General features: G+C 63.0%; 21 protein-coding genes. 13 read left to right on the forward strand and 8 right to left on the reverse strand.

The features are described from left to right. The first annotated feature begins 32 nt into the window (after nt 1-32). The 3 genes from dcd (at nt 33) to H8695_RS11670 (ending at nt 3,308) form a co-directional block, all read left to right on the forward strand. The gene (dcd, locus tag H8695_RS07445; protein WP_249300361.1) at nt 33-554 is read left to right on the forward strand and encodes a dCTP deaminase; all 522 of its coding nucleotides are present in this window, start codon (nt 33-35) and stop codon (nt 552-554) included. 96 nt (nt 555-650) lie between these two features. After that, the gene (locus H8695_RS07450) at nt 651-2,222 is read left to right on the forward strand and encodes an amidohydrolase (protein WP_249300362.1); all 1,572 of its coding nucleotides are present in this window, start codon (nt 651-653) and stop codon (nt 2,220-2,222) included. A gap of 117 nt (nt 2,223-2,339) precedes the next feature. Continuing rightward, the gene (locus H8695_RS11670) at nt 2,340-3,308 is read left to right on the forward strand and encodes a diacylglycerol kinase family protein (RefSeq protein WP_249300363.1); all 969 of its coding nucleotides are present in this window, start codon (nt 2,340-2,342) and stop codon (nt 3,306-3,308) included. A gap of 65 nt (nt 3,309-3,373) precedes the next feature. Here H8695_RS11670 and H8695_RS07460 read toward each other — a convergent pair whose 3' ends face one another. After that, nucleotides 3,374-4,519 carry an aminotransferase class I/II-fold pyridoxal phosphate-dependent enzyme gene (locus H8695_RS07460; protein WP_249300364.1) on the reverse strand — a complete coding sequence of 382 codons (1,146 nt, stop codon included), beginning with the start codon at nt 4,517-4,519 and terminating at the stop codon, nt 3,374-3,376. A gap of 394 nt (nt 4,520-4,913) precedes the next feature. Here H8695_RS07460 and nifJ point away from each other — a divergent pair, with 394 nt between their 5' ends. From nifJ to H8695_RS07505, 9 genes are all read left to right on the forward strand, one after another. Further along, nucleotides 4,914-8,459 (forward strand): pyruvate:ferredoxin (flavodoxin) oxidoreductase, encoded by a 3,546-nt coding sequence (gene nifJ / locus H8695_RS07465; protein ID WP_249300365.1) that lies wholly within the window; start codon nt 4,914-4,916, stop codon nt 8,457-8,459. Nucleotides 8,460-8,557: 98 nt separating this feature from the next. After that, nucleotides 8,558-9,184, forward strand: a complete 627-nt coding sequence (locus H8695_RS07470) for a flavodoxin family protein (protein WP_249300366.1) — start codon at nt 8,558-8,560, stop codon at nt 9,182-9,184. A 368-nt stretch (nt 9,185-9,552) separates the two neighbouring features. Then, complete coding sequence (locus H8695_RS07475; RefSeq protein WP_249300367.1) at nt 9,553-10,053, forward strand: QueT transporter family protein; 501 nt, start codon at nt 9,553-9,555, stop codon at nt 10,051-10,053. Continuing rightward, nucleotides 10,050-10,925, forward strand: a complete 876-nt coding sequence (locus H8695_RS07480) for a UTP--glucose-1-phosphate uridylyltransferase (RefSeq protein WP_249300368.1) — start codon at nt 10,050-10,052, stop codon at nt 10,923-10,925. Before H8695_RS07475 ends, H8695_RS07480 begins: the two co-directional genes overlap by 4 nt. Before the next feature lie 8 nt (nt 10,926-10,933). Beyond that, complete coding sequence (locus tag H8695_RS07485) at nt 10,934-11,125, forward strand: DUF951 family protein (RefSeq protein WP_249300369.1); 192 nt, start codon at nt 10,934-10,936, stop codon at nt 11,123-11,125. Nucleotides 11,126-11,132: 7 nt separating this feature from the next. Continuing rightward, the gene (gene prfA, locus H8695_RS07490; protein WP_249300370.1) at nt 11,133-12,206 is read left to right on the forward strand and encodes a peptide chain release factor 1; all 1,074 of its coding nucleotides are present in this window, start codon (nt 11,133-11,135) and stop codon (nt 12,204-12,206) included. Nucleotides 12,207-12,252: 46 nt separating this feature from the next. Continuing rightward, nucleotides 12,253-13,299, forward strand: coding sequence for an L-threonylcarbamoyladenylate synthase (locus H8695_RS07495; RefSeq protein WP_249300371.1), 1,047 nt, complete (start codon nt 12,253-12,255; stop codon nt 13,297-13,299). After that, a complete protein-coding gene (gene coaE, locus H8695_RS07500; protein ID WP_249300372.1) occupies nt 13,296-13,916 on the forward strand; it encodes a dephospho-CoA kinase in 621 nt (206 codons plus the stop codon). Before H8695_RS07495 ends, coaE begins: the two co-directional genes overlap by 4 nt. Further along, a complete protein-coding gene (locus tag H8695_RS07505; RefSeq protein WP_249300373.1) occupies nt 13,900-14,451 on the forward strand; it encodes a lytic transglycosylase domain-containing protein in 552 nt (183 codons plus the stop codon). The genes coaE and H8695_RS07505 overlap by 17 nt, the downstream gene beginning before the upstream one ends. 131 nt (nt 14,452-14,582) lie before the next feature. Here the strand turns inward: H8695_RS07505 and mgtE are convergent, their stop codons facing one another. From mgtE to H8695_RS07540, 7 genes are all read right to left on the reverse strand, one after another. Next, on the reverse strand, nt 14,583-15,929 hold the full coding sequence (mgtE, locus tag H8695_RS07510; protein ID WP_249300374.1) for a magnesium transporter: 1,347 nt from the start codon (nt 15,927-15,929) through the stop codon (nt 14,583-14,585). A gap of 372 nt (nt 15,930-16,301) precedes the next feature. Beyond that, nucleotides 16,302-17,573, reverse strand: coding sequence for a peptidylprolyl isomerase (locus H8695_RS07515; RefSeq protein WP_249300375.1), 1,272 nt, complete (start codon nt 17,571-17,573; stop codon nt 16,302-16,304). A 101-nt stretch (nt 17,574-17,674) separates the two neighbouring features. Beyond that, nucleotides 17,675-18,043: a VOC family protein gene (locus H8695_RS07520; protein WP_249300376.1), complete on the reverse strand. Its 369-nt coding sequence runs from the start codon at nt 18,041-18,043 to the stop codon at nt 17,675-17,677. Then, entirely contained in the window at nt 18,043-18,891 is an 849-nt protein-coding gene (locus H8695_RS07525) for a prephenate dehydrogenase (protein WP_249300377.1), read from the reverse strand. The genes H8695_RS07520 and H8695_RS07525 overlap by 1 nt, the downstream gene beginning before the upstream one ends. A gap of 14 nt (nt 18,892-18,905) precedes the next feature. Continuing rightward, nucleotides 18,906-19,748, reverse strand: coding sequence for a putative RNA methyltransferase (locus tag H8695_RS07530; protein WP_249300378.1), 843 nt, complete (start codon nt 19,746-19,748; stop codon nt 18,906-18,908). Beyond that, nucleotides 19,723-21,639, reverse strand: coding sequence for an NAD(+) synthase (locus H8695_RS07535; protein ID WP_249300379.1), 1,917 nt, complete (start codon nt 21,637-21,639; stop codon nt 19,723-19,725). The genes H8695_RS07530 and H8695_RS07535 overlap by 26 nt, the downstream gene beginning before the upstream one ends. A gap of 177 nt (nt 21,640-21,816) precedes the next feature. Beyond that, entirely contained in the window at nt 21,817-23,175 is a 1,359-nt protein-coding gene (locus H8695_RS07540) for an MATE family efflux transporter (RefSeq protein WP_249300380.1), read from the reverse strand. Between the two features lie 95 nt (nt 23,176-23,270). Here H8695_RS07540 and H8695_RS07545 point away from each other — a divergent pair, with 95 nt between their 5' ends. Further along, nucleotides 23,271-23,606, forward strand: a complete 336-nt coding sequence (locus H8695_RS07545) for a Smr/MutS family protein (RefSeq protein WP_249300787.1) — start codon at nt 23,271-23,273, stop codon at nt 23,604-23,606. Nucleotides 23,607-23,801: the final 195 nt, after the last annotated feature.

A 23,801-nucleotide genomic window follows, 5' to 3' on the forward strand; every position in this document is an offset into this window, starting at 1 on the left:
TTTGTGAAAAATAGAGAAAGGGAGAAACTGCCATGATCCTCTCCGGAAAGGAAATCGCGCGGCGCATGGGCTCCGACATCGTCATCGAGCCCTATGACCCGGCGCGCCTGAACCCAAACAGCTACAACCTCTCGCTGCACGACGAGCTGCTCGTGTACGAGAGCGACAGCCTCGACATGAAGCTTGAAAACAAAACGCGGCTTGTCACCATTCCGCCCGAGGGCCTGGTGCTCGAGCCGAACCGGCTCTACCTCGGCCGCACGCGGGAGTACACCAGAACGGAAAACCTCGTGCCCATGCTCGAGGGGCGCTCGTCCACCGGGAGACTGGGTCTGTTTGTCCACGTCACAGCCGGCTTCGGAGACGTGGGCTTTGCCGGGTACTGGACGCTCGAGATCTTCTGCATCCAGCCCATACGCATCTACGCGGGCGTTGAGATCTGCCAGATCTACTACCACACCATCGAGGGGGACTACGAGCCCTACCGCAGCGGAAAGTATCAGAACAACACCGGCATTCAGCCGAGCCTGCTCTACCGGGACTTTTTAAAATGAGAAAAGCGAAGCTACAAAAAGCACGACCTCAAGTGGGGGGAGCGTTCTTTGCGGCCGGCTCGTTTTATCCATAAGTTCTTTATAAGGAGAAGAGAGATGAAAACCATTTATTTCGGCGGTGATATCGTGACCATGGAGCGGGGGCCCGCTCCTGAGGCGATGGTCGTGGAAGACGGCCTGATCGCGGCGCTCGGCGGGCGCGAGGAGCTTATGCGCCGCCACCCGGATGCCGTGCGCCGCGACCTTGACGGCTGCACATTGCTGCCCGCCTTTCTGGATTCGCACAGCCACATCACGGCATTTTCGACCACACTTGGCCTCTGCCAGCTCGACGGGGTGAAGAGCTTCGACGAGATGGTCTCAAGGCTGCGCGCCTTTGCCGAGACTCTGCCCGCCGGGCAGTGGATCGTGGGCTTTGGCTACGACCACAACACCCTCGCCGAGGGCCGGCATCCCGACCGGGCCGTGCTCGACCGGGTGGCGGACGGGCGGCCCGTGATGGTGTCGCACATGTCGGGCCATATGGGGGTGCTCTCCACGGCGGCCCTCGCCGAGGCGCACATCACCGCGGCGAGCCCCGATCCCGCCGGCGGGCGCATCGGCCGCGGGCCGGACGGCGAGCCCGACGGCTACCTCGAAGAGGCCGCGTTCACCGGCGTCGGCGCCGCCATGCCCGCGCCGACCATGGACCAGCTTGTCGCCCAGCTCGAGCGCGCCCAGCAGATCTATCTCAGCCACGGGGTCACAACTGCCCAGGAGGGCCTGATGAAGCCCGACCAGTGGGCCATTCTCTCGGCTGCGGCCTCATCGGGCCGGCTCAGGATCGACACGGTCTGCTACCCCGATATGCTCCACCACAGAGATCTGATGGACCGCTCCAAAATGCACTACGAAAACCACCTGCGCATCGGCGGCTACAAGATACTGCTCGACGGCTCGCCCCAGGGGCGCACCGCGTGGATGAGCGAGCCCTATGAGGGAGACGACAAAGATTACCGCGGCTACCCCATTCATGAGGACGACGCGGTGGAGGGCTTCTTTGAGACGGCCTATGCCGAGGGGGTGCAGCTTCTTGTGCACTGCAACGGCGACGCCGCGGCCGACCAGATGCTCGCGGCGAGTGAGCGGGCGCGCGCGAAGCTGCCCTCGGCGCCCGCCATCCGCCCGGTGATGATCCACGCCCAACTCGTGCGCCGCGACCAGCTCGCGCGCATGGCGAGAGACGGCGTGATCGCCTCGTTTTTCGTGGCCCACGTCAACGAGTGGGGCGAGGTGCACCGCAGAAATTTTGGCCGGATACGCGCCGCGCACATCAGCCCCGCCGCCTCGGCGCTGCGCGAGGGGGTCACGTTCACCTTTCACCAGGACACCCCCGTGCTGCCGCCCGATATGCTCCACACCGTCTGGTGCGCGGTCAACCGCGTCACAAAGACCGGCGACGTGCTGGGCCCGCAGGAGTGCATCTCCCCTCTCGAGGCGCTCAAAGCGGTCACCATCAACGCCGCGTACCAGTACTTTGAAGAGAACGAAAAGGGCTCGCTGCGCGCTGGAAAGCGCGCGGACCTTGTCATTCTCAGCGCGAACCCTCTCACGGTCGCGCCCGACGACATCCGCTCCATCGAGGTGCTCGAGACCATCAAGGACGGCGAGACCCTCTTTGCAAAATAGACAAGCCGCCGAAGAGAAAATGCGCGCCCTGACAGGGCGCGCATTTTTTCGGTTGTGGCGCGGCGGCGAATCTGATAAAATGGGAAAAAACCGGCTTGTCCCCGGGGGAGGAACACAGTGGCAGAGTTTACACGCATCGTCTTTGTCGTCAACCCGGCGGCGGGCAGAGGGGATTTCACCGCCTCTCTGCGCGCGCGCATCGACGAGTTTTTCGGCGGCCGGGGGCTGCCCTATGAGATCTATGAGACCGCCTCACGCGGGGATGCGACGCGCTTTGTGCGCGAGTATCCCGCGGCTGCCGGACGGCTGCTCTTCGCCGCCTGCGGCGGCGACGGCACGCTCAACGAGGTCGCGCTCGGCGCGCTCGAGCGCCGCGACTGCGCGGTCGCGGTTGTCCCCTGCGGGTCGGGCAACGATTTTGTCAAGGTCTTCGGCGGCGCCGAGCCCTTTCTGCCCTTTGAGAATCTGCTCGCCGGCCGCACCGAGCAAATCGACCTGATCCGCTGCGGCGAGCGCGTGGCGGTCAATCTCTGCAACATCGGCTTTGACGCGCGGGTCGCCAAGAACATGGTGCGCTTTAAAAAGCTGCCCCTCGTGTCGGGCTCGGCCGCCTACACCCTGTCTCTGGTGGGATGCTTTTTCACGGGGCTCTTCTCCCGCATGAACATCCTTCTGGACGGGGAGCAGAGGCTGCACGGCCGCTATCTGCTCGCGGTGGCGGCGAACGGCATCTGCTACGGCGGGGGCTACTACCCCACGCCCGAGGCGCGCATCGATGACGGGCTCATCGAATTCTGCGCGGTCAAAAAGCTCTCGCGGCTCTCCATGGCGCGCCTGATCAAAAGCTACAAGTGCGGCGAACACCTGCACGACGACCGCTTCGCGCCCCATCTGCACTACCGGCGCTGCAGAACGCTCACGGTGGAGGGCGAGCGCGACCTCGTGGTCTGTCTCGACGGCGAGATTTTCACCGCGCCCCGCGTGGAACTTGAAATTCTGCCGGGCGCGCTCGCGTTTCTCGTCCCGGCGGGGTGCGCCCTGCCCGGAGACGGCCAGGCGGCCGCGCTCTGCGGTCAGGCGGTCTGACGGGGACGCTCTGACGCGAAAAAGGGGTTCGCACGGCAAGGTGCAAACCCCTTATCTGCTTTGTCTCAGCGCAGCATGCCACTCTCGCGGATGCGGCGCGCCGCCTCGCGCAGGGCGGCCTCGTCGCGCACGAGCGCGATGCGCGCATAGCCCTCGCCCCCCTCGCCGAACGCAATGCCCGGCACGGCGAGAACTCCCGTGCGGTCGGCGAGCTCCATGCAAAAGCGCATGGAGTCGGTGTGTCCTTCGGGCAGCCGCGCCCACACAAAGAGAGTGGCTTCGGGCGGGGTGATCGGCCAGCCCGCCGCGCCAAAGGACTCGACGAGCGCGTCCCGGCGGCTCTCATAGAGGGCGCACAGCTCCCGCACACAGTCCTGCGGCCCTGTGAGCGCCGCGACCGCCGCGCGCTGCACCGGGCGGAAGACGCCGTAGTCCATATGGCTTTTGAGATTGCGGTAGGCGGCGATCACGTCGCGGTTGCCGAGCGCGAATGAGATGCGCGCGCCGGTGAGGTTGTAGCTCTTGGAGAGGCTGTTGAACTCAATGCCCACGTCCTTTGCCCCCTCGTGGGCGAGAAAGCTGCCGCAGCGCCGCCCGTCGAAGACGATCTCGCTGTAGGCGTTGTCGTGCAGCACCACGATGTCATACTTTTTGGCAAAGGCGATCACCTCGTCGAAGAAGCCCTCCGGCGCGAGAGCGCCGAGCGGATTCATCGGGTAGGAGAGCACCATGAGCCGCGCCTTTCGGGCGATTTCTTCGGGGATTGCCCCGAGGTCGGGCAGATAGCCGCACTCCTCGCGCAGGGGCATGTGCCAGGCCCTTGCCGAGGCGATGTGGGAGCCGTTTTGAAAAATCGGATAGCCGGGGTCGGGCACCAGGATCCAGTCGCCCGGGTCGCACAGCGCCAGCGCGATGTGGGAGAGTCCCTCCTGCGAGCCGCCCATGCCGAGGATCTCGTCGGGCTCGAGGGCGACGCCGTAGCGCCGCGCGTACCAGCCGGCGACAGCCCCGACGAGCTCGGGCAGATCGGTGACGGCGTACTTCATGTTCTCCGGCTCCCGGCAGGCCTCTTCGAGGGCCCGCATGATGTGCGCGGCGGGCGGCGTGTCGGGCGTGCCGATGCTCAAATTGATGACGTCGGCCCCGCGCGAAGCAATTTCCTGCTTCTTGCGGTCGAGCTCGAGAAAAATCGAAGAGCTCAGAGAATTCATTTTTTCAGCAAATTTCAAACAGATCGCGTCCCTTTATGCCAGAATAACGCCACGGGGGCGCCAGTACCAGTATAGCAAAGAAAAGCCGTTTTTCAAGGGCGGCGGCCTCATTTTTTCACGCCATGCATCCGTTTGCCTCAAATTTTTTTGCGGTCGCACAGATTCTCTGCCCGGCCGCGGCGCAAAATGGCACAGATTTTGACGCTGAAATCTGGTCCAGACTATACCAATCGGGCGCAATTGCCAAAGAACGGCGCTTAAAATTTACAAAGACTTCATCTCCGCGCGCGCCTTTTTGTATTTACAGGGGCCGAGTTATCTGATAAAATTAGAAAGGTTAAGAACTTAACACAGTCGAGTCAAGATTAATATATTCAAAGGAGGAAAAAAATCCATGGCTAGACCAATGAAATCCATGGATGGCAACAACGCCGCCGCGCATGTAGCATATGCGTTCACCGACGTCGCTGCCATTTACCCGATCACGCCGTCGTCCGTTATGGCGGAGTATGCCGACAAGTGGTCGGCGGAGGGCCGCGAGAACATCTTCGGCCAGAAAGTGAAAGTCGTTGAGATGCAGTCCGAGGCGGGCGCCGCCGGTGCGGTTCACGGCTCGCTCGCGGCCGGTGCGCTCACCACCACGTTCACCGCCTCTCAGGGCCTGCTGCTCATGATCCCGAACATGTACAAGATCTCGGGCGAGCTGCTGCCGGGCGTCATCCACGTCTCGGCCCGTGCGCTCGCGGCACACGCTCTGTCCATCTTCGGCGACCACTCCGACGTCATGGCCTGCCGCCAGACCGGCTTTGCCATGCTCGCTTCGACAAATCCGCAGGAGGTCATGGATCTCGGCGCCGTCGCCCACCTCGCGGCGATCAAGGGCCGCGTGCCCTTCCTGCACTTCTTTGACGGCTTCCGCACCTCCCACGAGATTCAGAAGATCGAGACCTGGGACTACAAGGATCTCGCCGACATGCTCGACTTCGATGCGGTTGAGGCGTTCCGCAAGAACTCGCTCAATCCGGAGCATCCCGTTCTGCGCGGCACCGCCCAGAACCCCGACATCTACTTCCAGGCCCGCGAGGCGGCCAACCCCTTCTATGAGGCCATTCCCGGCATCGTGGAAGAGTACATGGACAAGGTCAACCAGAAGATCGGCACCGATTACAAACTCTTCAACTACTACGGCGCGCCGGACGCGGAGTATGTCATGGTCGCCATGGGCTCGGTCAACGACACCGCGGAGGAGACCATCGACCACCTGCTCGCCAAGGGCGAGAAAGTCGGTCTGCTGAAAGTGCGTCTGTTCCGCCCGTTTGCGACCGACCGCTTTGTCGCCGCGCTGCCGAAGACCGTCAAGAGAATCGCGGTTCTCGACCGCACCAAGGAGCCCGGCTCCATCGGCGAGCCGCTCTACCTCGACGTCTGCTCCGCGCTCAAGGGCACCGAGTTTGCCAACGTCGAAGTCGTCGGCGGCCGCTACGGCCTCGGCTCGAAAGACACCCCGCCCTCCAACATCATCGCCGTCTATGACAACCTCAAGGGCGAGAACAAGAACCACTTCACCGTGGGCATTGAGGACGATGTCTCCGGCCACTCGCTGAAAGTCGGCCCGGCGGTCGACACCGCGCCTGAGGGCACCGTCGCCTGCAAGTTCTGGGGCCTCGGCTCCGACGGCACCGTCGGCGCCAACAAGAACACCATCAAGATCATCGGCGACGAGACCGACATGAAAGTCCAGGCCTACTTCGCCTACGACTCCAAGAAGTCGGGCGGCGTCACCATCTCCCATCTGCGCTTCGGCAAGAAGCCGATCAAGTCCACCTACTTCATCAACAAGGCCGACTTCGTGGCCTGCCACAACGCCTCCTATGTCGGCAAGTACGACATGACCGACGACCTCAAGGACGGCGGCACGTTCCTGCTCAACTGCCAGTGGAGCGAGGCGGAGCTCGAGCGCCATCTCACCGCCAAGATCAAGAGAGACCTCGCGACCAAAAATGCGAAGTTCTACATCATCGACGGCGTCGACATCGCCAAGGAGATCGGCCTCGGCGGCAGAATCAACACCATTCTGCAGTCTGCGTTCTTCGCGCTGACCAAGATCATCCCGATTGAGGACGCCATCGACTTCATGAAGAAAGCGGCCTACAAGTCCTACGGGCGCAAGGGCGAGAAGATCGTCAACATGAACTACGCGGCCATCGACCGCGGCGCGACCGGCTTCAAGGAAGTCAAGGTTCCCGCCGAGTGGGCGAACGCCAAGGACGAGACTGTCGAGACCGTCGTCACCGGCGACCGTCCGGAGCTTGTGAAGTTCGTCAAGGAGAAACTCATCCCCATGAACGCGCAGCAGGGCGACAAGCTGCCTGTCTCCGCTTTCAAGGGCGCTGAGGACGGCACGTTCCCGCAGGGCTCCGCCGCCTATGAGAAGCGCGGCATCGCCGTCGACGTGCCCGAGTGGATTCCGGCCAACTGCATCCAGTGCAACCAGTGCTCGCTGGTCTGCCCGCACGCCGCCATCCGCCCGGTCGTCATGAACGCCGCCGAGGTGAAAAACGCCCCCGAGAGCATGCTGTCCAAGCAGATGATCGGCAAGGGTTGCGAGGACTACCAGTTCGGTATCGTCGTCTCCACCCTCGACTGCACCGGCTGCGGCAACTGCGCGAACATCTGCCCGGCCAAGGAGAAGGCGCTGGTCATGAAGCCCATGGAGCCCCAGCTGCCCAAGCAGGCCGCTTTCGACTACGCGGTCAAGGATGTCTCGGTCAAAGAGCTTCCCTTTGCGGTCAACACCGTCAAGGGCTCGCAGTTCAAACAGCCCCTGCTCGAGTTCTCGGGCGCCTGCGCGGGCTGCGGCGAGACCCCGTATGCCAAGCTCATCACGCAGCTGTTCGGCGACCGCATGTACATCGCCAACGCCACCGGCTGCTCCTCCATCTGGGGCGGCAGCGCGCCGTCCACCCCGTACACCGTCAACAAGAAAGGCCACGGCCCGGCCTGGGCGAACTCCCTGTTTGAGGACAACGCCGAGTTTGGCCTTGGCATGTATCTCGCCGTCACCCAGCGCAGAGAGAAGCTCGCCGACTGCGCCAAAGTTCTCGCCGACGCCGGCGTGAAAGAGGCCGCGGACTGGGTTGAGAACATGTACTGCCCGGACGGCTCGAGAAAGGCCGGCGACGCGCTCGTCGCTGCGCTCAAGGGTTACAGCTCGCCCGACGCGAAAGCGGCTGAGGCGGCGAAGTTTGTCCTTGAGAACACCGATATGCTCGTCAAGAAGTCCAACTGGATCTTCGGCGGCGACGGCTGGGCGTTCGACATCGGCTACGGCGGTGTGGACCATGTTCTGGCCTCCGGCGAGGATGTCAACGTGATGGTCTTCAACACCGAGGTCTACTCGAACACCGGCGGCCAGGCCTCCAAGGCCACCCCGACCGGCTCGGTTGCGCAGTTTGCGGCGGCCGGCAAGGCGGTCAAGCAGAAAGACCTCGCCGCTATGGCCATGTCCTATGGCTATGTGTATGTGGCTCAGGTCTGCATGGGCGCCGACTACAACCAGTGCGTCAAGGCCATTGCCGAGGCTGAGGCCTACCATGGCCCGTCCCTGATCATCGCCTACGCGCCCTGCATCAACCACGGTATCCGCGGCGGCATGGGCGGCGCGCAGCTCGAGAGCAAGGCGGCTGTCGCTGCCGGCTACTGGCACAACTTCCGCTTCAACCCGACGCTCGCCGACGAGGGCAAGAATCCGTTCTCGCTCGACTCCAAGGAGCCGACGGCCTCCTACAGAGAGTTCATCGAGAGAGAGGTCCGCTACTCCTCGCTGAAGCTCTCCTTCCCGGAGAGAGCCGAGGTCCTCTTCCAGAGAGCCGAGCAGGTCGCCAAGGCCAAGTACAACCATCTGGTCAAACTCCAGAAGTTCTACGAGCCCGAGGCGTAAGCTGATCCGACAGAAAGCCCCCGCGGCAAGCGGGGGCTTTTCTTTGAAATCCCGCGCGGCGCTCAATGGGAGCCCGCGCAGACAGAGGAGGAAAATATATGAAATCTCCAAAGGTCATTCTCATCAACGGCAGCCCCCACCGCAGCGGCTGCACCGCGACGGCGCTCGAGCAGGTCGCGCTCACCCTCCGCGAAGCCGGCGTCGAGACCGAGACCATCCAGGTGGGACATCTCGACATCCGGGGGTGCATCGGCTGCCGCCGGTGCAAAGAGCTCGGAAAATGCGTCTTTGACGACGTGGTAAACGAGACGGCGGCCAAGTTTGAGACCTGTGACGGTATGGTCGTCGGCTCGCCGGTCTACTACGCCTCGGCAAACGGTACGCTGATCTCGTTTCTCGACCGGCTCTTCTACAGCACGCCCTTTGACAAGACCATGAAAGTCGGCGCGTCGGTCGTATCCGCCCGGCGAGGGGGTCTCTCGGCGACCTTTGACGAGCTCAACAAGTACTTCACCATCGCGGGTATGCCGGTGGCCTCGAGCGTGTACTGGAACAGCGTCCACGGCAACACGGCCGACGAGGTGCGCCGGGACGAGGAGGGTATGCAGGTCATGCGGACGCTCGGGCGCAACATGGCGTTTCTCGTCAAGAGCATTGCGCTCGGCGCAGAGCGCTTCGGTCTGCCCGAAAAGGAGCCCCGCGCCTTTACAAATTTCATCCGCTGAAAAAGAGGAGCGCGCAGGCGCTCCTCTTTTGTGCCGAAACAGGCGGGAGTTTTCTCCAAAGCGGAAAAAAACATGGTCCGACGCCTACCATAAATACCACGCATCATGATATAATAGCCGCAGAGTGGCTATTATATGGAATTCAGGCCGTTTTTCTCGCCCTTTGCGGGGCAAGTCCCTGCGGGACGGCTGAAAACATGGCCGCATTATACCATAATCGCTTCGCGCTTATGGTATAATAATCACTAAGGCTTATAATTGAGCTCGGGCTGTGTCCCCCCTTGCGGGGTCTGGCGGAGCGGCTGGGACATGGCCGCATGCACCGCGGGTACGACAGCCGGTAAATCTTAGCAACGGAGACCGACAACATGAGACAAACGACAAGAAAAATCACACAGGCGGCCGTCATTGCCGCGCTCTACGCGGCCATCACCATGGCCATCGCCCCATTCGGCTTCGGACCGTGGCAGCTGCGCGTATCCGAGGCGCTGACGGTGCTGCCCTACTACACAACAGTTGCTGTGCCGGGCCTCTTTGTGGGGTGTCTGCTCGCCAATCTCATCAGCAGCTACGGTCTGCTCGACATTGTGTTCGGGTCGCTGGCCACGCTCGTGGCCGCGGCGCTGACCACCAGAATCAAAAGGCGCTGGCTCGTGCCCCTGCCGTCGGTTCTCATCAACGCCGTCGTCATCGGCGCGGTCATCGCCTACTCCTCGGTCGGCACGCCCGATGAGGGGCCCTTTCTCCTCTTCGCGGCCCAGGTGGGCCTCGGCCAGCTTCTCTCCTGCTACGGGCTTGGCATGCCGCTGATGCTCGTGCTCGACAGACTCAAAGACAAATTGAAATGGACGGAGGAAACAACCAGATGAAAAAAGTTCGCAAGGCCGTCATCCCCGCCGCCGGCCTCGGCACCCGTGTGCTCCCGGTGACCAAGTCCATCCCCAAGGAGATGCTTCCCATCGTCGACACCCCCTCGATTCAGTTCATCGTCGAAGAGGCTGTGAACTCCGGCATCGAGGAGATTCTCATCATCACAAACCGCGGCAAGACGCCGCTTGAGGACTATTTTGACCACGCCGTGGAGCTTGAGCAGCGCCTTACCGCCGCCGGCAAGACCCGCGAACTCGAGTCGGTCACCAGGCTCTGCAATCTCTGCAACATCCAGTATGTGCGCCAGAAAGAGACCCGCGGCCTCGGCCATGCCGTCGGCTGCGCGCGCTCCTTCGTCGGCGACGAGCCCTTTGTGGTGCTCTATGGCGACGACGTCATCCTCGGCGACAAGCCCGTCGCAAAGCAGCTCATCGACGCCTACGAGAAGACCGGCAAGTGCGTCTGCGGCATCAAGGCCGTGCCCGAGGCGGACATTGTGCGCTACTCGTCGCTCAAGGTCGAGCCGCTCGGCGGGCGGCTCTACAACGTCACCGACATGATCGAAAAACCCCGCACGCCCGCCGAGGCCTACTCGCTCTACTCGATTCTCGGGCGGGTGCTGCTCACCCCCGACATCTTCGACATCCTCGAGCGCACGGCCCCCGGCGCGGGCGGCGAGATTCAGCTCACCGACGCCATGAACGAGATTGCCACCACCACTGGCATGACCGGCGTCGACTTTGAGGGCACGCGCTATGACATGGGCAACAAGCTCTCAATTTTACAGGCCTCCATCGAGGTCGGTTTGCGCCACCCCGAGGTGGGAAGCGGCCTGCGCTCTTATCTCAAAGAGCTCGCCGCAACTCTCTAGGAGGGCGTGTGGACCTGCGCGTGGGCGACCGGGTGCGCCTGAAAAAACAACACCCCTGCGGCGGCGAGTGGTGGCGCGTTGAGCGCGCCGGCATGGACTTTCGCATCCGCTGCGAGACCTGCGGCCATGAGCTGATGCTGCCGCGCAAAAAATTGGAGAAGAGCATCCGAACGGTTGACCGGCCGGATGCGGACAGTTGAGGTGCCTATGCTGGACAAATTGGAGGCCGTTGAGGCCCGCTATGACGAGATCGGCGAGCGGCTCGCCGATCCGGGTGTGACCGGTGACCCGAAGACCTATGCCGCGCTCATGCGCGAGTGCAAGAGCCTGACTCCCATCGTCGAGAAGTACCGCGAGTACCGGGAGGCGAACGACACCGTCGTCGAGGCAAAGGAGCTTCTTGACACCAAACTCGACGCTGAGTTCCGGGAGCTTGTCGAGGCCGAACTTCTGGAGGGCCGCGAGCGCATGACAAAACTTGAGGCAGAGCTCAAGATTCTGCTGCTGCCGCGCGACCCGAACGACGACAAGAACGTCATCGTCGAGATCCGCGGCGGCGCGGGCGGCGAGGAGGCGGCGCTCTTTGCCCACTCGCTGCACCGCATGTACAGCATGTACGCTGAGCGTCGCGGCTACCGGGTGGAGCTTCTCAATCTCAACGAGACCGAGCTCGGCGGCGTCAAGGAGGTCAGCTTTCTGCTCTCGGGCGAGGGGGCCTACAGCCGCCTCAAGTTTGAGAGCGGCGTGCACCGAGTGCAGCGCGTGCCCGAGACCGAGAGCGCCGGGCGCATCCACACCTCGACCGTGACGGTCGCCATCATGCCCGAGGTCGAAGAGGTCGAGGTCGACATCAACCCCGCCGACCTGCAGATTGACACCTACCGCGCTTCGGGCGCGGGCGGTCAGCATGTCAACAAGACCGAATCCGCCATCCGCATCACCCACCTGCCCACCGGCACGGTGGTGGAGTGCCAGGACGAGCGAAGTCAGTACAAGAACAAGGACAAGGCCATGCGTCTTCTGCGCTCGCGGCTCTATGAGCGCGAACAGCAGCAGCAGCAGGCCGAGATCGCGAGCACCCGCAAGTCCCAGGTGGGCACGGGCGACCGCAGCGAGCGCATCCGCACCTACAACTACCCGCAGGGCCGCGTCACCGACCACCGCATCGGTCTGACCCTCTACAAGCTCGAAACCTTTTTAAACGGCGACCTCGACGAGATGATCGACGCACTCATCACCGCCGACCAGGCCGAAAAACTCAAGGGCCAGCAGGAGAGCTGACCCACGGTACACAGCGCGGCGCGGGCCGCCGCTGAAAGGAAACAACATGCAGACCACCATTTTGACCATCAACCGCGATCACCCCGATGAGCGCGCCGTCGAAACCGCCGGGCGCGCCCTGCGCGAGGGAAAGCTCGTCATCTTCCCGACCGAGACGGTCTACGGCCTCGGCGCGAGCGCCTACGACGCCGCTGCCGCCGCCGCAATCTACCGCGCAAAGGGCCGCCCGTCCGACAATCCGCTCATCGTCCACATTGCCGATATCGCCGATCTGCCCCTCGTCGCGCGCGAGGTGCCGCCCGAGGCGATGCGGCTCTTTGAGGCCTGCTCGCCCGGGCCTCTGACTGTCGTGCTCAAAAAGAGCGACCGCATACCCGACGCGGTCTCAGCGGGGCTTGACACCGTCGCGGTGCGCATTCCCTCCCACCCGACGGCCCGGGCCATCATCCGTGCCGCGGGCGTGCCGATTGCGGCCCCCTCGGCGAACCTCTCCGGCAAGCCGAGCCCCACGCGGGCCGGGCACATCATCCGCGAGATGGACGGCCGGGTCGACTACATCGTCGCGGGTGAGGACTGCGACGTGGGCGTCGAGTCCACGGTGGTGACGCTCGCCGTCGCCCCGCCCCGTCTGCTGCGCCCGGGCGGCGTCACACTCGCGCAGCTCGAGGAAATTCTCGGCCCGGTCGAGACCGACCAGGCCGTCATGCACGCAATCTCCGCAGGAGCCGTGATCTCATCGCCCGGCATGAAATACCGCCACTATGCGCCCGCCTCCCCAGTTGCCATTGTCGAGGGAAGCGGCGCCATGGAATACATCCGCGCGCATCTCACACCTGACATTGGCGTTCTCTGCTTCGATGGGGAGCAGGAGCTCTTTGCGGGCGCGAAGCGCGCCATCCCCTACGGCGACCCGGCGCGCCCCGAGACCCTTGCGCACAATCTCTTCGACGCGCTGCGCGCCGTCGACGAGGACCGCTACGAGCTCGTCTATGCCCGCGCGCCCGAGCCGCAGGGCGTGGGGCTCGCCGTGTACAACCGGCTGTTGAAAGCGGCGGGTCACACCGTCATTGACGCCCCGGAGGTGACAGAGTGAGAATCATCGGCCTGACCGGCAGAAGCGGCGCCGGCAAATCGACCGTTGCCGGAATCTTTGAATCCGAGGGCATGGTCCACATCGACTGCGACCGGGTGACAGCCCGTGTGCTTGAGAGGAGCGAGGGCTGCAAAAGGGAGCTCGCCGAGCACTTCGGCCCCGGCATCTTCACGCCCGATGGCGCTGTCGACCGCCGGGCGCTCGGCGCCATCGTCTTTTCCCACAGCGAGCAGCTCGAGGCGCTCAACCGCATCACCCACAAGTACATTCTCGAACAGGTGCGCGCGCTGGTCGAGCGCTGCCGCCGCGAGGGCGCGCCCGCCGTGGTGGTGGACGGTGCGACCATCATCGAGAGCGGCTATGACCGCGAATGCGATCTGCTGGTGGCGGTGACAGCCGACAAGGCCTATCTCATCACCCGCATCATGCAGCGCGACCGCATCGGCATCAGCGAAGCCCGGGCAAGGCTCGAGGCGCAGAAGCCGGACGATTTTTACACCGGCGCCGCCGACATCACGCTCTACAACGACGGCTCCGTTCTGGATCTGCAGGCGAGAGCAAAGACCCTTGCCCGCAGAATCATGGAGGAATGCAGCGCCCATGAAGAAGATTCGTAAAGTCCTGCTCACGGTTTTGATTCTGCTGCTCATCGCGGCGCTCTGCGGCTTTTTTCTCGCGCGGCGCTATCTGCCGCTGCGCCACGGCGAGCTCATCGATCGCTATGCCGCCGAGTACGATCTGCCCGCGTCGCTGGTGGCCGCAGTCATCCGCACCGAGTCGAGCTTTCGCGCCGACGCAAAGTCGCGAAAGGGGGCTATGGGCCTCATGCAGCTCACCCCTGAGACGTTCTGGTGGCTCCAGTTCAAGCTGCGCGAGCCCGAGGAGCCGAATCTCGACGTGCTCTACGACCCCGAGACCAACATCCGCTACGGGTGTTACAACCTGGCTCTTCTCTTCAATGAGTTCGAGGATGAGCGCACGGCGCTCGCCGCCTACAACGCGGGCCGCAGCCGGGTGCGCGGGTGGCTTGCCGACAGCCGCTACAGCGACGACGGCGTGACCCTCAAGCGCATTCCCTACCCCGAGACCGACCGGTATGTCAGGAAGATCTCGCTCTACCGGCTCTGCTATCGGATTCTCTACCGCCTGTAACCGGCTTGCGCCGGAGAAGACCGGCTGGCGCCGGAGCGCTGGCTTGCGCCGGAGTTTCGGCTGATATCGAAAGAAAAACAGGAAAAAGAGGCCGTGTATCCGTCAGATACACGGCCTCTTTTGTCATACCATCAGATATTCAAAAGACGCATGGCAATGTTGAAATAGACCAGAAGCGACACCGCGTCGACAATGGTGGTGATCAGAGGCGCAGCCATGATGGCGGGGTCGGCCTTGAGAAACTTCGCCGCCATGGGCAGCACGCCGCCGATGGTCTTGGCGATGACGACAGTTGCAAACAGGCTCAGCGCCACGGTGAGCGCGATCATCTCATTGCCGGGGTAGGTGATGATCAGCCGCACAAAGTTGACCAGCGACAGAATCGCGCCGACGAGCATGCTCACCCGCAGCTCTTTCCAAAGCACCCGCAGAAAATCGCGGTTTTCGATTTCGCCGACCGCCATGCCGCGGATGACGAGCGTCGAGCTCTGCGAGCCCGCGTTGCCGCCCGTGTCGGTCAGCATGGGAATAAAGGTGACCAGCAGCGGCATGGCCGCAAACGCGTGCTCAAACTTGCCGAGTACGCCGCCGGTCAACATGGCCGAGACCATGAGCACCAGCAGCCACACGATGCGGTTTTTGGCCAGCGAGAGGACGCTTGTCTTGAGATAGGGCGTCTCCGACGGGGAGAGGGCGGCCATGATCTCAAAGTCCTCGGTGGCCTCCTGCTCGATGACCTCCACCGCGTCGTCGACGGTGACAATGCCCACGAGCCGCTGCTCGTGGTCGACCACCGGCAGAGACAGAAAGCCGTACTTGGAGAAGAGGTGCGCGACCTCCTCCGGGTCGTCGAGCGTGCTCGCGCAGATGACGTTTCGGTCCATGACCTCCTCAATGAGCTGGTCGTCGCGCGCGAGAAAGAGATCTTTGACTGAGACCACGCCCTCGAGCCGCCGCGAGGCGTCGATGACGTAGCAGGTGTAGACCGTCTCCTTGTCGATGCCGGTGCGGCGGATGTAGGCAAAGGCGTCGCGCACGGTCATGGCCTTTTTCAGATCGACAAACTCGGCCGTCATGATACTCCCCGCCGAGTTGTCGGGGTACTTGAGAAACTGGTTGATGAGTGTGCGCGTATCGGGCTTCGCGTTTCGCAGCACGCGCTTGACCACGTTTGCGGGCAGCTCCTCGAGCATGTCGACCGCGTCGTCGATGTAGAGGTCCTCGATGATGGCTGACAGCTCGCGGTCGGTGATGGCCTCGACGATGTGCTGCTGCACCGGGGCTGACAGGGCGGCGAAGACTTCAGCCGCCATCTCCTTGGGCAGAATGCGGAAGACCACAGTTGCGGGCTCCGGGTCGAGCTCCTCGAGAAAGAGCGCGACGTCGATTTCGTTCTGCTCGGCGAGAATGGTCTTGAGTTCTACATACTTTTTGGCTTCCACGAGCTCCCTGAGCTCGTCGATGTTGTACTGTTCCATTGGAATTCCCTCCTTTGTTTGTTGGCAAAGGAGTATAAAACCCGAAAAACCGCAGCCGAACAGCCCTGCCAAAAGGCGGGGGCAAATTCGCTCTGCGGGTCATAAGCAAATGGAGGGCGGCTCAGCCGACAGGGCTCATGGCCGTCCGCAATCGCTCGTGATCGTCATTATCCGGCTTTATACTTCGGCCACAGTTGTCCACTGATTGTCCCTCCTTGTGTTCAAAATAGACGGTGAAAAACCACCTGTCTCAGTATAGTCGCCCGGCGGCAAAAAGGCAACCCCGGGCGGAGAAAAATCTGTAAATGCTACAAATATGTTTCATTTCATTAAAAAACAGGGGCGGCTGTCTGCCGCCCCTGTTGGGTTCTGCTACTCGCTGTCCGCCGCTTCGCTGTGGAAGAGGTCGGTGTGGATCTCGACGGTCATCCCCTCGCGCCACTCGGTCACAGTGGCATTCCAGAGCTCGACTTTTTTGGAGTTCAGAAGATTGTCCGACACGGTGCTCTTTACCGTCTCAAACGCGATCGGGCCCACAGTGGGCTCGCTGACGAATTTGATGATGTGATAGCCATAGGAGGAGGCCACAAGCTCCGTCGTATCGCCGACTTTGTCAAGAGCCAGAGCTGCGTCCTTGAATTCCTGCACCAGACTTGCATTGGTGTAGACGGCATAGCCCTGAGACTTGTTGGGCTCGGTGGTCATGCCCGGGTCTTCGCCGTACTCCTCGATGAGCTTGTCAAAGTCCTCGCCTGCTTTCACTTTGGCAAGGACCTCCTCGGCCTTGGGCTTGAGCTTCTCGAGCTCCTGCTCGTAGAGCTCGTCGGCGGCCTCCTCGTCGTCGGCGCGCAGCGTGTTGATTTCGGTGTACTGCTCATCGGGAATCTTGATGAGAATGTGCTTGACATACCGGAACCCCGAGGGCACGTAGACGTTGAGCGCATCGCTTGCAAAGTAGTCGCTCACCGCGGTGTCGAGATCCTCTTCGGCGTTTTTCTGCTGCTCGGCGAGCAGCTCGTCGTAGTGGGCCTTGACCTCTTCGTCGGTCACAGTGACCGGGTCGACGATGGAAGCGTAGACCTTCGAGAGAATGGCGCTCTCGGTGTAAACCTGGGTGACATACTCCTCGGTGTAGCCGCTCTGTTCGATAAAGTCGTTGAACCGCTTCTCCACTTCCTCGTCGACGTCGAGCTCGAGAGACTCATCCGCCTCAAGCTCCTCTTCGACTTCGGCCTTGATGCTCTCTTTGATCGAGGAGAAGTAGCCGTCGACCTGCTCTTTCACGTCGGCCTGCTCCTCTTCGGTGAGCGTGTCGAGTTCGAGGGCTTTGCTCTGTTCCAGAATGACTTTCTGGCTGACAAGCTCGTTCATGATGGAGTCGCGAAAATCGTTGGCCTGGTCGCCGAGAAACTGGTCGAGGTACGCGTCTGTCAGGCCGTAGTTCTGCAGATAGGAGTTGAGCACATCGATGTACTCACCGTAGGTGATGGTCTGGTCGTTGACCTTGGCGACAACTGTGTCGTCGGCCACCGTTGACCCCGGGTCGGCGTCGTCTCCGGTGCCCTCTTTTTTCTTACATGCGCCGAGGCTCAAAAGCAGCGTGAGCGCGAGCAACAGCGCCAGGATCTTCTTCAGATGTTTCATGGAATCCTCCCAAAAAGATTAATACGAACTCTATCATAAGGCCGCGCAACATCCCTTGTCAAACAAACCGGGCAAATGTTTACGAAAACGTCACAAACACGCTACCCGCGAAGAGGCAGTATTTCGAGCCAGTAACCGTCGGGATCCTCAATGAAGTAGACGCCCATCGCCTCATTTTCCAGGCAGATACAACCCATTTCGGCGTGCAGAGCGTGGAGCTCGTCATAGCGGTCGGTGACAAAGGCGAGGTGATATTCCCCCTCGCCGAGGTCGTAGGGCTCGGTGCGGTCGCGAAGCCAGGTCAGCTCCAGCGTGAAGCCGGTCTGTCCGTCGCCGAGATAGACAAGGCGAAACGAACCGTCGGGCGCCGGCTTCTCCCGCACGGGGCGAAGCCCGAGCGCCCGCTCGTAAAACGCAAGGCTGCGCTTGAGATCGAGCACATTGAAATTGAAGTGGGCAAAGCTTGTCATCAAAATCCTCCCTGTTCGTCAAGGCTGCGCTCCTTGCGCTCACGTCCGTCGCGAAGCAGCGCGCGCAGCCGGTCGGCATCGTTGTCTTTGAGGGCGTCGCGGTACTCGCCGAGGTGGGCGATGAGCGTGTCCACCTCCGCGAGAAGCGCGTCGCGGTTGTAGAGAAATAGGTCGGTCCACATGTCCTCGTTGAGGCGGGCGACTCGGGTCAGATCGAGAAAGCTGCCGGCGGAGAAGCCCGCCCGGCGTTCAATGGTGGGACTTTTGACATAGGCGCTCGACGCGACGTGCGCGAGCTGAGAGGTAAAAGCGATGATACGGTCGTGGGTCTCGGGCGCGGCGCGCACGGTGCGCGCAAAGCCGATTTCCATGGCGAGGCGCTCGGCCTGCTCGAGCGCGGCAGGATCGGTGAGCGCCGTCGGGGTGACGATGAAGCTCGCGCGCTCAAACAGGTCGTCGACAGCGTAGGCAAAGCCCGAGAACTCCCGCCCCGCCATGGGGTGACAGCCGACAAAGAGCCTGCCCGCCTCGTGCACCGGGCGGTCGACTGCGTCCACCACCGCGCCTTTCACGCCGCAGGTGTCGAGCAGCAGGGCCCCCGGCCGTGTGTCGCCCAGATGGGCGAGCAGGAATTCAATGGTCTGGCGCGGGTGCAGACAGAGGAACACCACATCGGCGGCCGCGAGGCCGGCGGGGGCGATGATCTCATCGACCGCCTCCTGCTCGAGCGCCATGCGGCAGGTCTCGGCGTCGGTGTCGAGACCGAGACAGGTGTAGGACGTGCGCTTTTTGATGGCCTTACACAGGGACCCGCCGATCAGGCCGAGCCCCACAACGGCTATTTTCATGGCAATCACCTCAATCAGACAGCCTGGTAGCTGAGAAAGTCAAATTCGATCTCCGTGTCGAGCCGCGTCGCCTGCCGCAGACGCTGCGCGGCTTCAACGCCGGTCTTCCAGTAGTAGGGGGTCATGGTGAATAGATCCCAGATGAGCCGGGGGTCGTCGAGTGTGAGCTGTCCGCGCACCGGCGTGCGCGAGACATACCGAAACCCCTCGTAGGCCACGTCGCGCACCTCGTTCTCATAGGGGCGCTCGTAGAGAAGCTCCTTGAGGGCGAAGAGATGGCGCGGCCCCGGCACGGCCAGAAGAAACCAGCCGCCCGGCTTTAAAATGCGCCGGAATTCCCCCGGCACGACCGGGGCGAACACGTCGGTGACAAGGTCGGCGCAGCCCGATGCAAGGGGGATGTCATAGCTGCCCGCCACGGCGAGCGCCATGCGGGCCCCGCGCCGTGCGGCGCTGTCCACAGCGCACTTGGCGATGTCGTAGCCGCAGACTGCGGCGTCCGGCAAGGCGCCCGCGAGCGCCGCGGTGTAGTACCCCTCGCCGCAGCCCGCGTCGACTGCGATGCCACCCGGCGGCACGAGGGGCGCCGCGAGCTCGCAGAGCGCCCGGGCAAAGAGCGCATAGCCGCCCGCGTCGAGAAAGCGTCGGCGCGAGAGCACCATCTCCCGGTTGTCGCCGGGGATCTTCGCATGCATCCGGTTTGAGGGCAGAAGATGCACATACCCGCGCGCTGCGCGGTCAAAGCTGTGGCCGGCGGGGCAGACATAGCGCCGCGGCTCCCCGCGAAGAGGAGACTTGCAGACCGGGCAGAGAAAGTGGGCAAAATCCATGTCAGCCCCCGATTTCGTCGAGCTCACTGAGCCAGAGCGCCGCGCTCGCGTCGCTCGGCATGCGCCAGTCGCCGCGCGGCGACAGCGCAACCGAGCCGACTTTCGGCCCGTCGGGCAGACAGGAGCGCTTGAACTGCTGCGCGAAGAAGCGCCGGTAGAACACCCGCAGCCACGAGAGAATCTCATCCGCGGCATACGAGCCCGCAAAGGCGTACTCGGCAAGGCGCAGCACCTTGCGCGGCGAAAAGCCCCAGCGCACGGCGTAGTACAAAAAGAAGTCGTGCAGCTCATAGGGACCGACGAGATGTTCGGTCTTCTGGGAGATTTCCCCGTCCGCCGCGGGCAGAAGCTCGGGGCTGACCGGCGTGTCGAGAATGTCGTCTAACACCGCGCGAAGACCCTCGTCGTCGGCGTCAAGGGCGAAGGTCGCCACCATGTGGCGCACCAGCGTCTTCGGGATGGAGGCGTTGACCCCGTACATGGACATGTGGTCGCCGTTGTAGGTGGCCCAGCCGAGCGCGAGCTCCGACAGATCGCCCGTGCCGATGACAAGGCCGGAGGTCTGGTTGGCGAGATCCATGAGAACCTGTGTGCGCTCGCGCGCCTGGGCGTTTTCGTAGGTGACGTCGAGTTTGGTCAGATCGTGGCCGATGTCCTCAAAGTGGCGGTAGACCGAGGTCTTGATGTCGATCTCGCGCAGACTCACGCCGAGCCTGCGGCAGAGCTCGACCGCGTTGTCGCGGGTGCGGCCGGTGGTGCCGAAGCAGGGCATGGTCACCGCCAGCACATCGGCGCGCGGCCGGCCGAGCAGATCCATCGCCCGCACGCTCACCAGCAGCGCAAGACAGCTGTCAAGACCGCCCGAGATGCCGATGACGGCGCTCTTCGCCCGGGTGTGATCGAGGCGCTTTTTGAGCGCGTGCGCCTGCATCGAGAGGATCTCGCGGCAGCGTTCGGCGCGCTCGGCCTCCCCCTCGGGCAAAAACGGCGTCTTTGACACCGGCCGGGTGAGCGCGGTGTCGGTGGGTTCCATCGAGAAAGAGACCACGCGGCCGCCGTCTTCGCTGCCCGCGGCGAAAGTCGTCATTCGCCGCCGCTCCCCTGCCAGGCGCATCACGTCGATCTCGCTGACGCAGTAGCCCTGCTCAAAGGGCGCGGCCTCGGCGAGAATCGCGCCGTTTTCGGCGATGATGTCGTGGCCCGAGAAGACGAGATCGGTCGTCGATTCGCCCTCGCCCGCGTCGGCGTAGAGGTAGGCGCATACGAGCCGGGCCGACTGGCTTTTGACAAGCTGCCGCCGGTAGGCGGCCTTGCCGACGGTCTCGTCGCTCGCCGAGCAGTTGACGATCACACTCGCGCCCGCCTCGGCCTGGCGCGCCGAGGGCGGGTTCGGCACCCAGAGGTCCTCGCAGAGCTCGACGCCGAAGCAGAATTCGGGCAGCTCTGCACAGCGAAACAGAAGATTTGCGCCGAACGGGCAGTCCCGCCCGCCGAGGCGGATGGCGCTCACCGCGTCGGGTGCGGGGGTGAAGTGGCGCCGCTCGTAGAACTCGCCGTAGTTTGGCAGATGGCTCTTCGGCACCACGCCGAGAATCTCACCGCCGTAGAGTACGGCGGCGCAGTTGTAGAGCTTGCCGCGCCAGAGAAGCGGCGCGCCCACCACCGTGATCAGCGGCAGCCCGGCGCTCGCCTGCGCGAGGCGCAGCAGCTGCCGCTCACAGGCGCCGAGCAGACTCTCCTGCAAAAACAGATCGGCGCAGGTGTAGCCCGTCAGACAGAGCTCGGGCAGGGCGAGCAGCCGCACGCCGTCCGCCGCCGCACGCTCCATCAGCGCCGCGATGCGCTCGGCGTTCGCGGCGCAGTCGGCCACCGTGACGGCGGGGGTGCCCGCCGCGACTTTGACAAAACCATGCTTCATGGGGTTGTCCTCCTTTGGGCCGCCGGGCGGCCCGTCACATTGCTTCTATTATACAGGAATTGCCCGCCCGCGTAAACGTGGCGCGGAGAAAAACAGCGGCAATTGCCCGGGCGGCGCCCCGTGGGGCGCGGGCAGACGGGTCAAAAAAAGCCGCCCCCATCTGAATGGGGGCGGCTGTCACGACCGCCCGGTCTGCGCGCGCACAGTCGACGAGCGCTTCCACCGGCCGCGCAGAATGAACTGCGCATACATGAAAGAGGAGAAGATGGGCCCGAGCATGAGCGCGACCGCAATGCCCGGAAAGCCCCACCACTTCGTGCAGAGAAAGGCGGTCGGAATGCGGATGAGGTACTGTGAGAAGACCACCATGCAAAGGGTGTACAGGGCGTTTCCCGTGCCGCGCAGAAAGCCGATCATCGGGTGGCAGAGCGCGTAGGCAAAGTAGCTGAAGCACGAGATGCGCAGATAGGCCGCGGCCATGCCGACGACCTCGGGGTCGCTGTTGAAGATCGACGAGATGGGCCCGCCGAAAAAGAAGACAAGCGCACACACAGCCGCCGCCACGAGCAGATCGAGGCGCAGCGCCTCGCGAAGCCCCTGCGTGGCCCGCTCGGGCTTGCCCGCGCCGATGTTCTGCGAGGTGAACGAGGAGACCGAGAGGTTGATCGCATCGCTCGGCAGCAGCGCGAAGCTGTCGATCTTGACGCCCACGCCGTAGCCCGCGCTCGCCGCGAGACCGAAGCTGTTGGCGATACCCGAGAGCGTGGTCAGCGACACCTGCAGAAGGAGCTGCTGCCCTGCCGACGGAAGCCCCAGGCGCAGAAGCTGCCCGAGCTCGTCGCGGTGGATGCGGATCTCGAGGGGGTTGAATGTGATGATGTGCTTTTTGATGCGAAAGTAGCACACGCCCATCACAAAGGAGAGCGCCTGCGAGAGTACCGTCGCAAAGGCCGCGCCGAAGGCGGCCCAGTGCAGATGCGCGATGAAGACATAGTCAAGCAGAACATTGACCCCGGCCGCGACCATCACGAACATCATGGAGCTGCGCGAATCGCCGAAGCCGCGCTGAAACGCGCCGATCAGGTTGTAGCCAAACAGAAAGACCACGCCGGCAAAAATGGTGCGCAGATAGCTTACCGCCTGCGAAAAGGCGGCCTCGGGCGTCTGCACCAGACGCAGAATCTGGGGGGTGAGCAGGACGCCTGCGGCCGTGACCAGCGCAGCCGCAATGAGATAGAGCGCAATCGCCGTGTTCGCGCTGCGCTTGACGCGCTCCGCGTGGCCGCTGCCCCAGTGGTTGGCGATGACGACCGTCACGCCCACTGAGAGCCCTGAAACCGTCATGATCATGATGTTCATAATCGGGCCGCTGACCGACACGGCCGAGAGCCCGGCGGGGCCGGTGTACTGCCCGACAAAGATCATGTCGACGGCGTTGTAGAGCGCCTGAAACAGGTTTGAGAAGATCAGCGGAAACGCGAAGCGCAGAATCTGCGAGCGCACGCTGCCGCTGGTGAGATCGTTTTGCAGAGCCATATGTTCGCCTTCTTGTCAGTGGAGTCAAAACCGATTATAATACTTTTTGACCCAAAAGAAAACGGCAAAAAAAGGAGGGCGCGCCTTTGGCGGGCATGAAGACGGCAAACATTGAGCAGGGAATGCCCCTGGTCGACCAGGCCATCCGGCGGCTGACCTATGAGATTCACGCGGCCCGCGCGGGCGGCTTTGCGGTGCTCAAGGTGATTCACGGCTACGGCTCATCGGGCACGGGCGGGCGCATCCGCGTGGAGGTGCGGCGCTATCTCGACAGCCTCGTGCGCCGCGGCCAGATCCGCGGCTACGCGCCGGGCGAGCGCTTCTCCATCTTCGATGAGATGTCGCGAAAGATCATCACCGGCTGCCCCGATGCCGCGCGGGACCGGGACCTCGACCGCTCGAACAACGGCGTCACGTTCGTACTGCTCTGACACACGGAAAAGACCCGCCTTTTTCAAGGCGGGTCTTTTCTTAGCAGTAAATGAAATAAAAGGAAGGGGGTGGGGTATTGCTTATCTTCTTGGCAATTGTAGTATAGCAAGACATTATTAACAGGCAATAGATAAAATGTGAACAAATTGTATCTTTTGAAAAAAGCCCGCCCGGACGTGAAAAGAGAGCGAATG

Source organism: Feifania hominis (assembly GCF_014384765.1).
Taxonomy (GTDB): Bacteria; Bacillota; Clostridia; order Oscillospirales; family Feifaniaceae; genus Feifania; species Feifania hominis.

Bases quoted from the DNA above. Each gene is read 5' to 3' on its own strand.
- dcd (WP_249300361.1), top strand. From the start codon at position 33: ATGATCCTCTCCGGAAAGGAAATCGCGCGGCGCATGGGCTCCGACATC.
- H8695_RS07450 (WP_249300362.1), top strand. From the start codon at position 651: ATGAAAACCATTTATTTCGGCGGTGATATCGTGACCATGGAGCGGGGG.
- H8695_RS07460 (WP_249300364.1), bottom strand. From the start codon at position 4,519: ATGAATTCTCTGAGCTCTTCGATTTTTCTCGAGCTCGACCGCAAGAAG.
- nifJ (WP_249300365.1), top strand. From the start codon at position 4,914: ATGGCTAGACCAATGAAATCCATGGATGGCAACAACGCCGCCGCGCAT.
- H8695_RS07470 (WP_249300366.1), top strand. From the start codon at position 8,558: ATGAAATCTCCAAAGGTCATTCTCATCAACGGCAGCCCCCACCGCAGC.
- H8695_RS07475 (WP_249300367.1), top strand. From the start codon at position 9,553: ATGAGACAAACGACAAGAAAAATCACACAGGCGGCCGTCATTGCCGCG.
- H8695_RS07480 (WP_249300368.1), top strand. From the start codon at position 10,050: ATGAAAAAAGTTCGCAAGGCCGTCATCCCCGCCGCCGGCCTCGGCACC.
- prfA (WP_249300370.1), top strand. From the start codon at position 11,133: ATGCTGGACAAATTGGAGGCCGTTGAGGCCCGCTATGACGAGATCGGC.
- H8695_RS07495 (WP_249300371.1), top strand. From the start codon at position 12,253: ATGCAGACCACCATTTTGACCATCAACCGCGATCACCCCGATGAGCGC.
- H8695_RS07505 (WP_249300373.1), top strand. From the start codon at position 13,900: ATGAAGAAGATTCGTAAAGTCCTGCTCACGGTTTTGATTCTGCTGCTC.
- mgtE (WP_249300374.1), bottom strand. From the start codon at position 15,929: ATGGAACAGTACAACATCGACGAGCTCAGGGAGCTCGTGGAAGCCAAA.
- H8695_RS07515 (WP_249300375.1), bottom strand. From the start codon at position 17,573: ATGAAACATCTGAAGAAGATCCTGGCGCTGTTGCTCGCGCTCACGCTG.
- H8695_RS07520 (WP_249300376.1), bottom strand. From the start codon at position 18,043: ATGACAAGCTTTGCCCACTTCAATTTCAATGTGCTCGATCTCAAGCGC.
- H8695_RS07525 (WP_249300377.1), bottom strand. From the start codon at position 18,891: ATGAAAATAGCCGTTGTGGGGCTCGGCCTGATCGGCGGGTCCCTGTGT.
- H8695_RS07535 (WP_249300379.1), bottom strand. From the start codon at position 21,639: ATGAAGCATGGTTTTGTCAAAGTCGCGGCGGGCACCCCCGCCGTCACG.
- H8695_RS07540 (WP_249300380.1), bottom strand. From the start codon at position 23,175: ATGGCTCTGCAAAACGATCTCACCAGCGGCAGCGTGCGCTCGCAGATT.
- H8695_RS07545 (WP_249300787.1), top strand. From the start codon at position 23,271: ATGAAGACGGCAAACATTGAGCAGGGAATGCCCCTGGTCGACCAGGCC.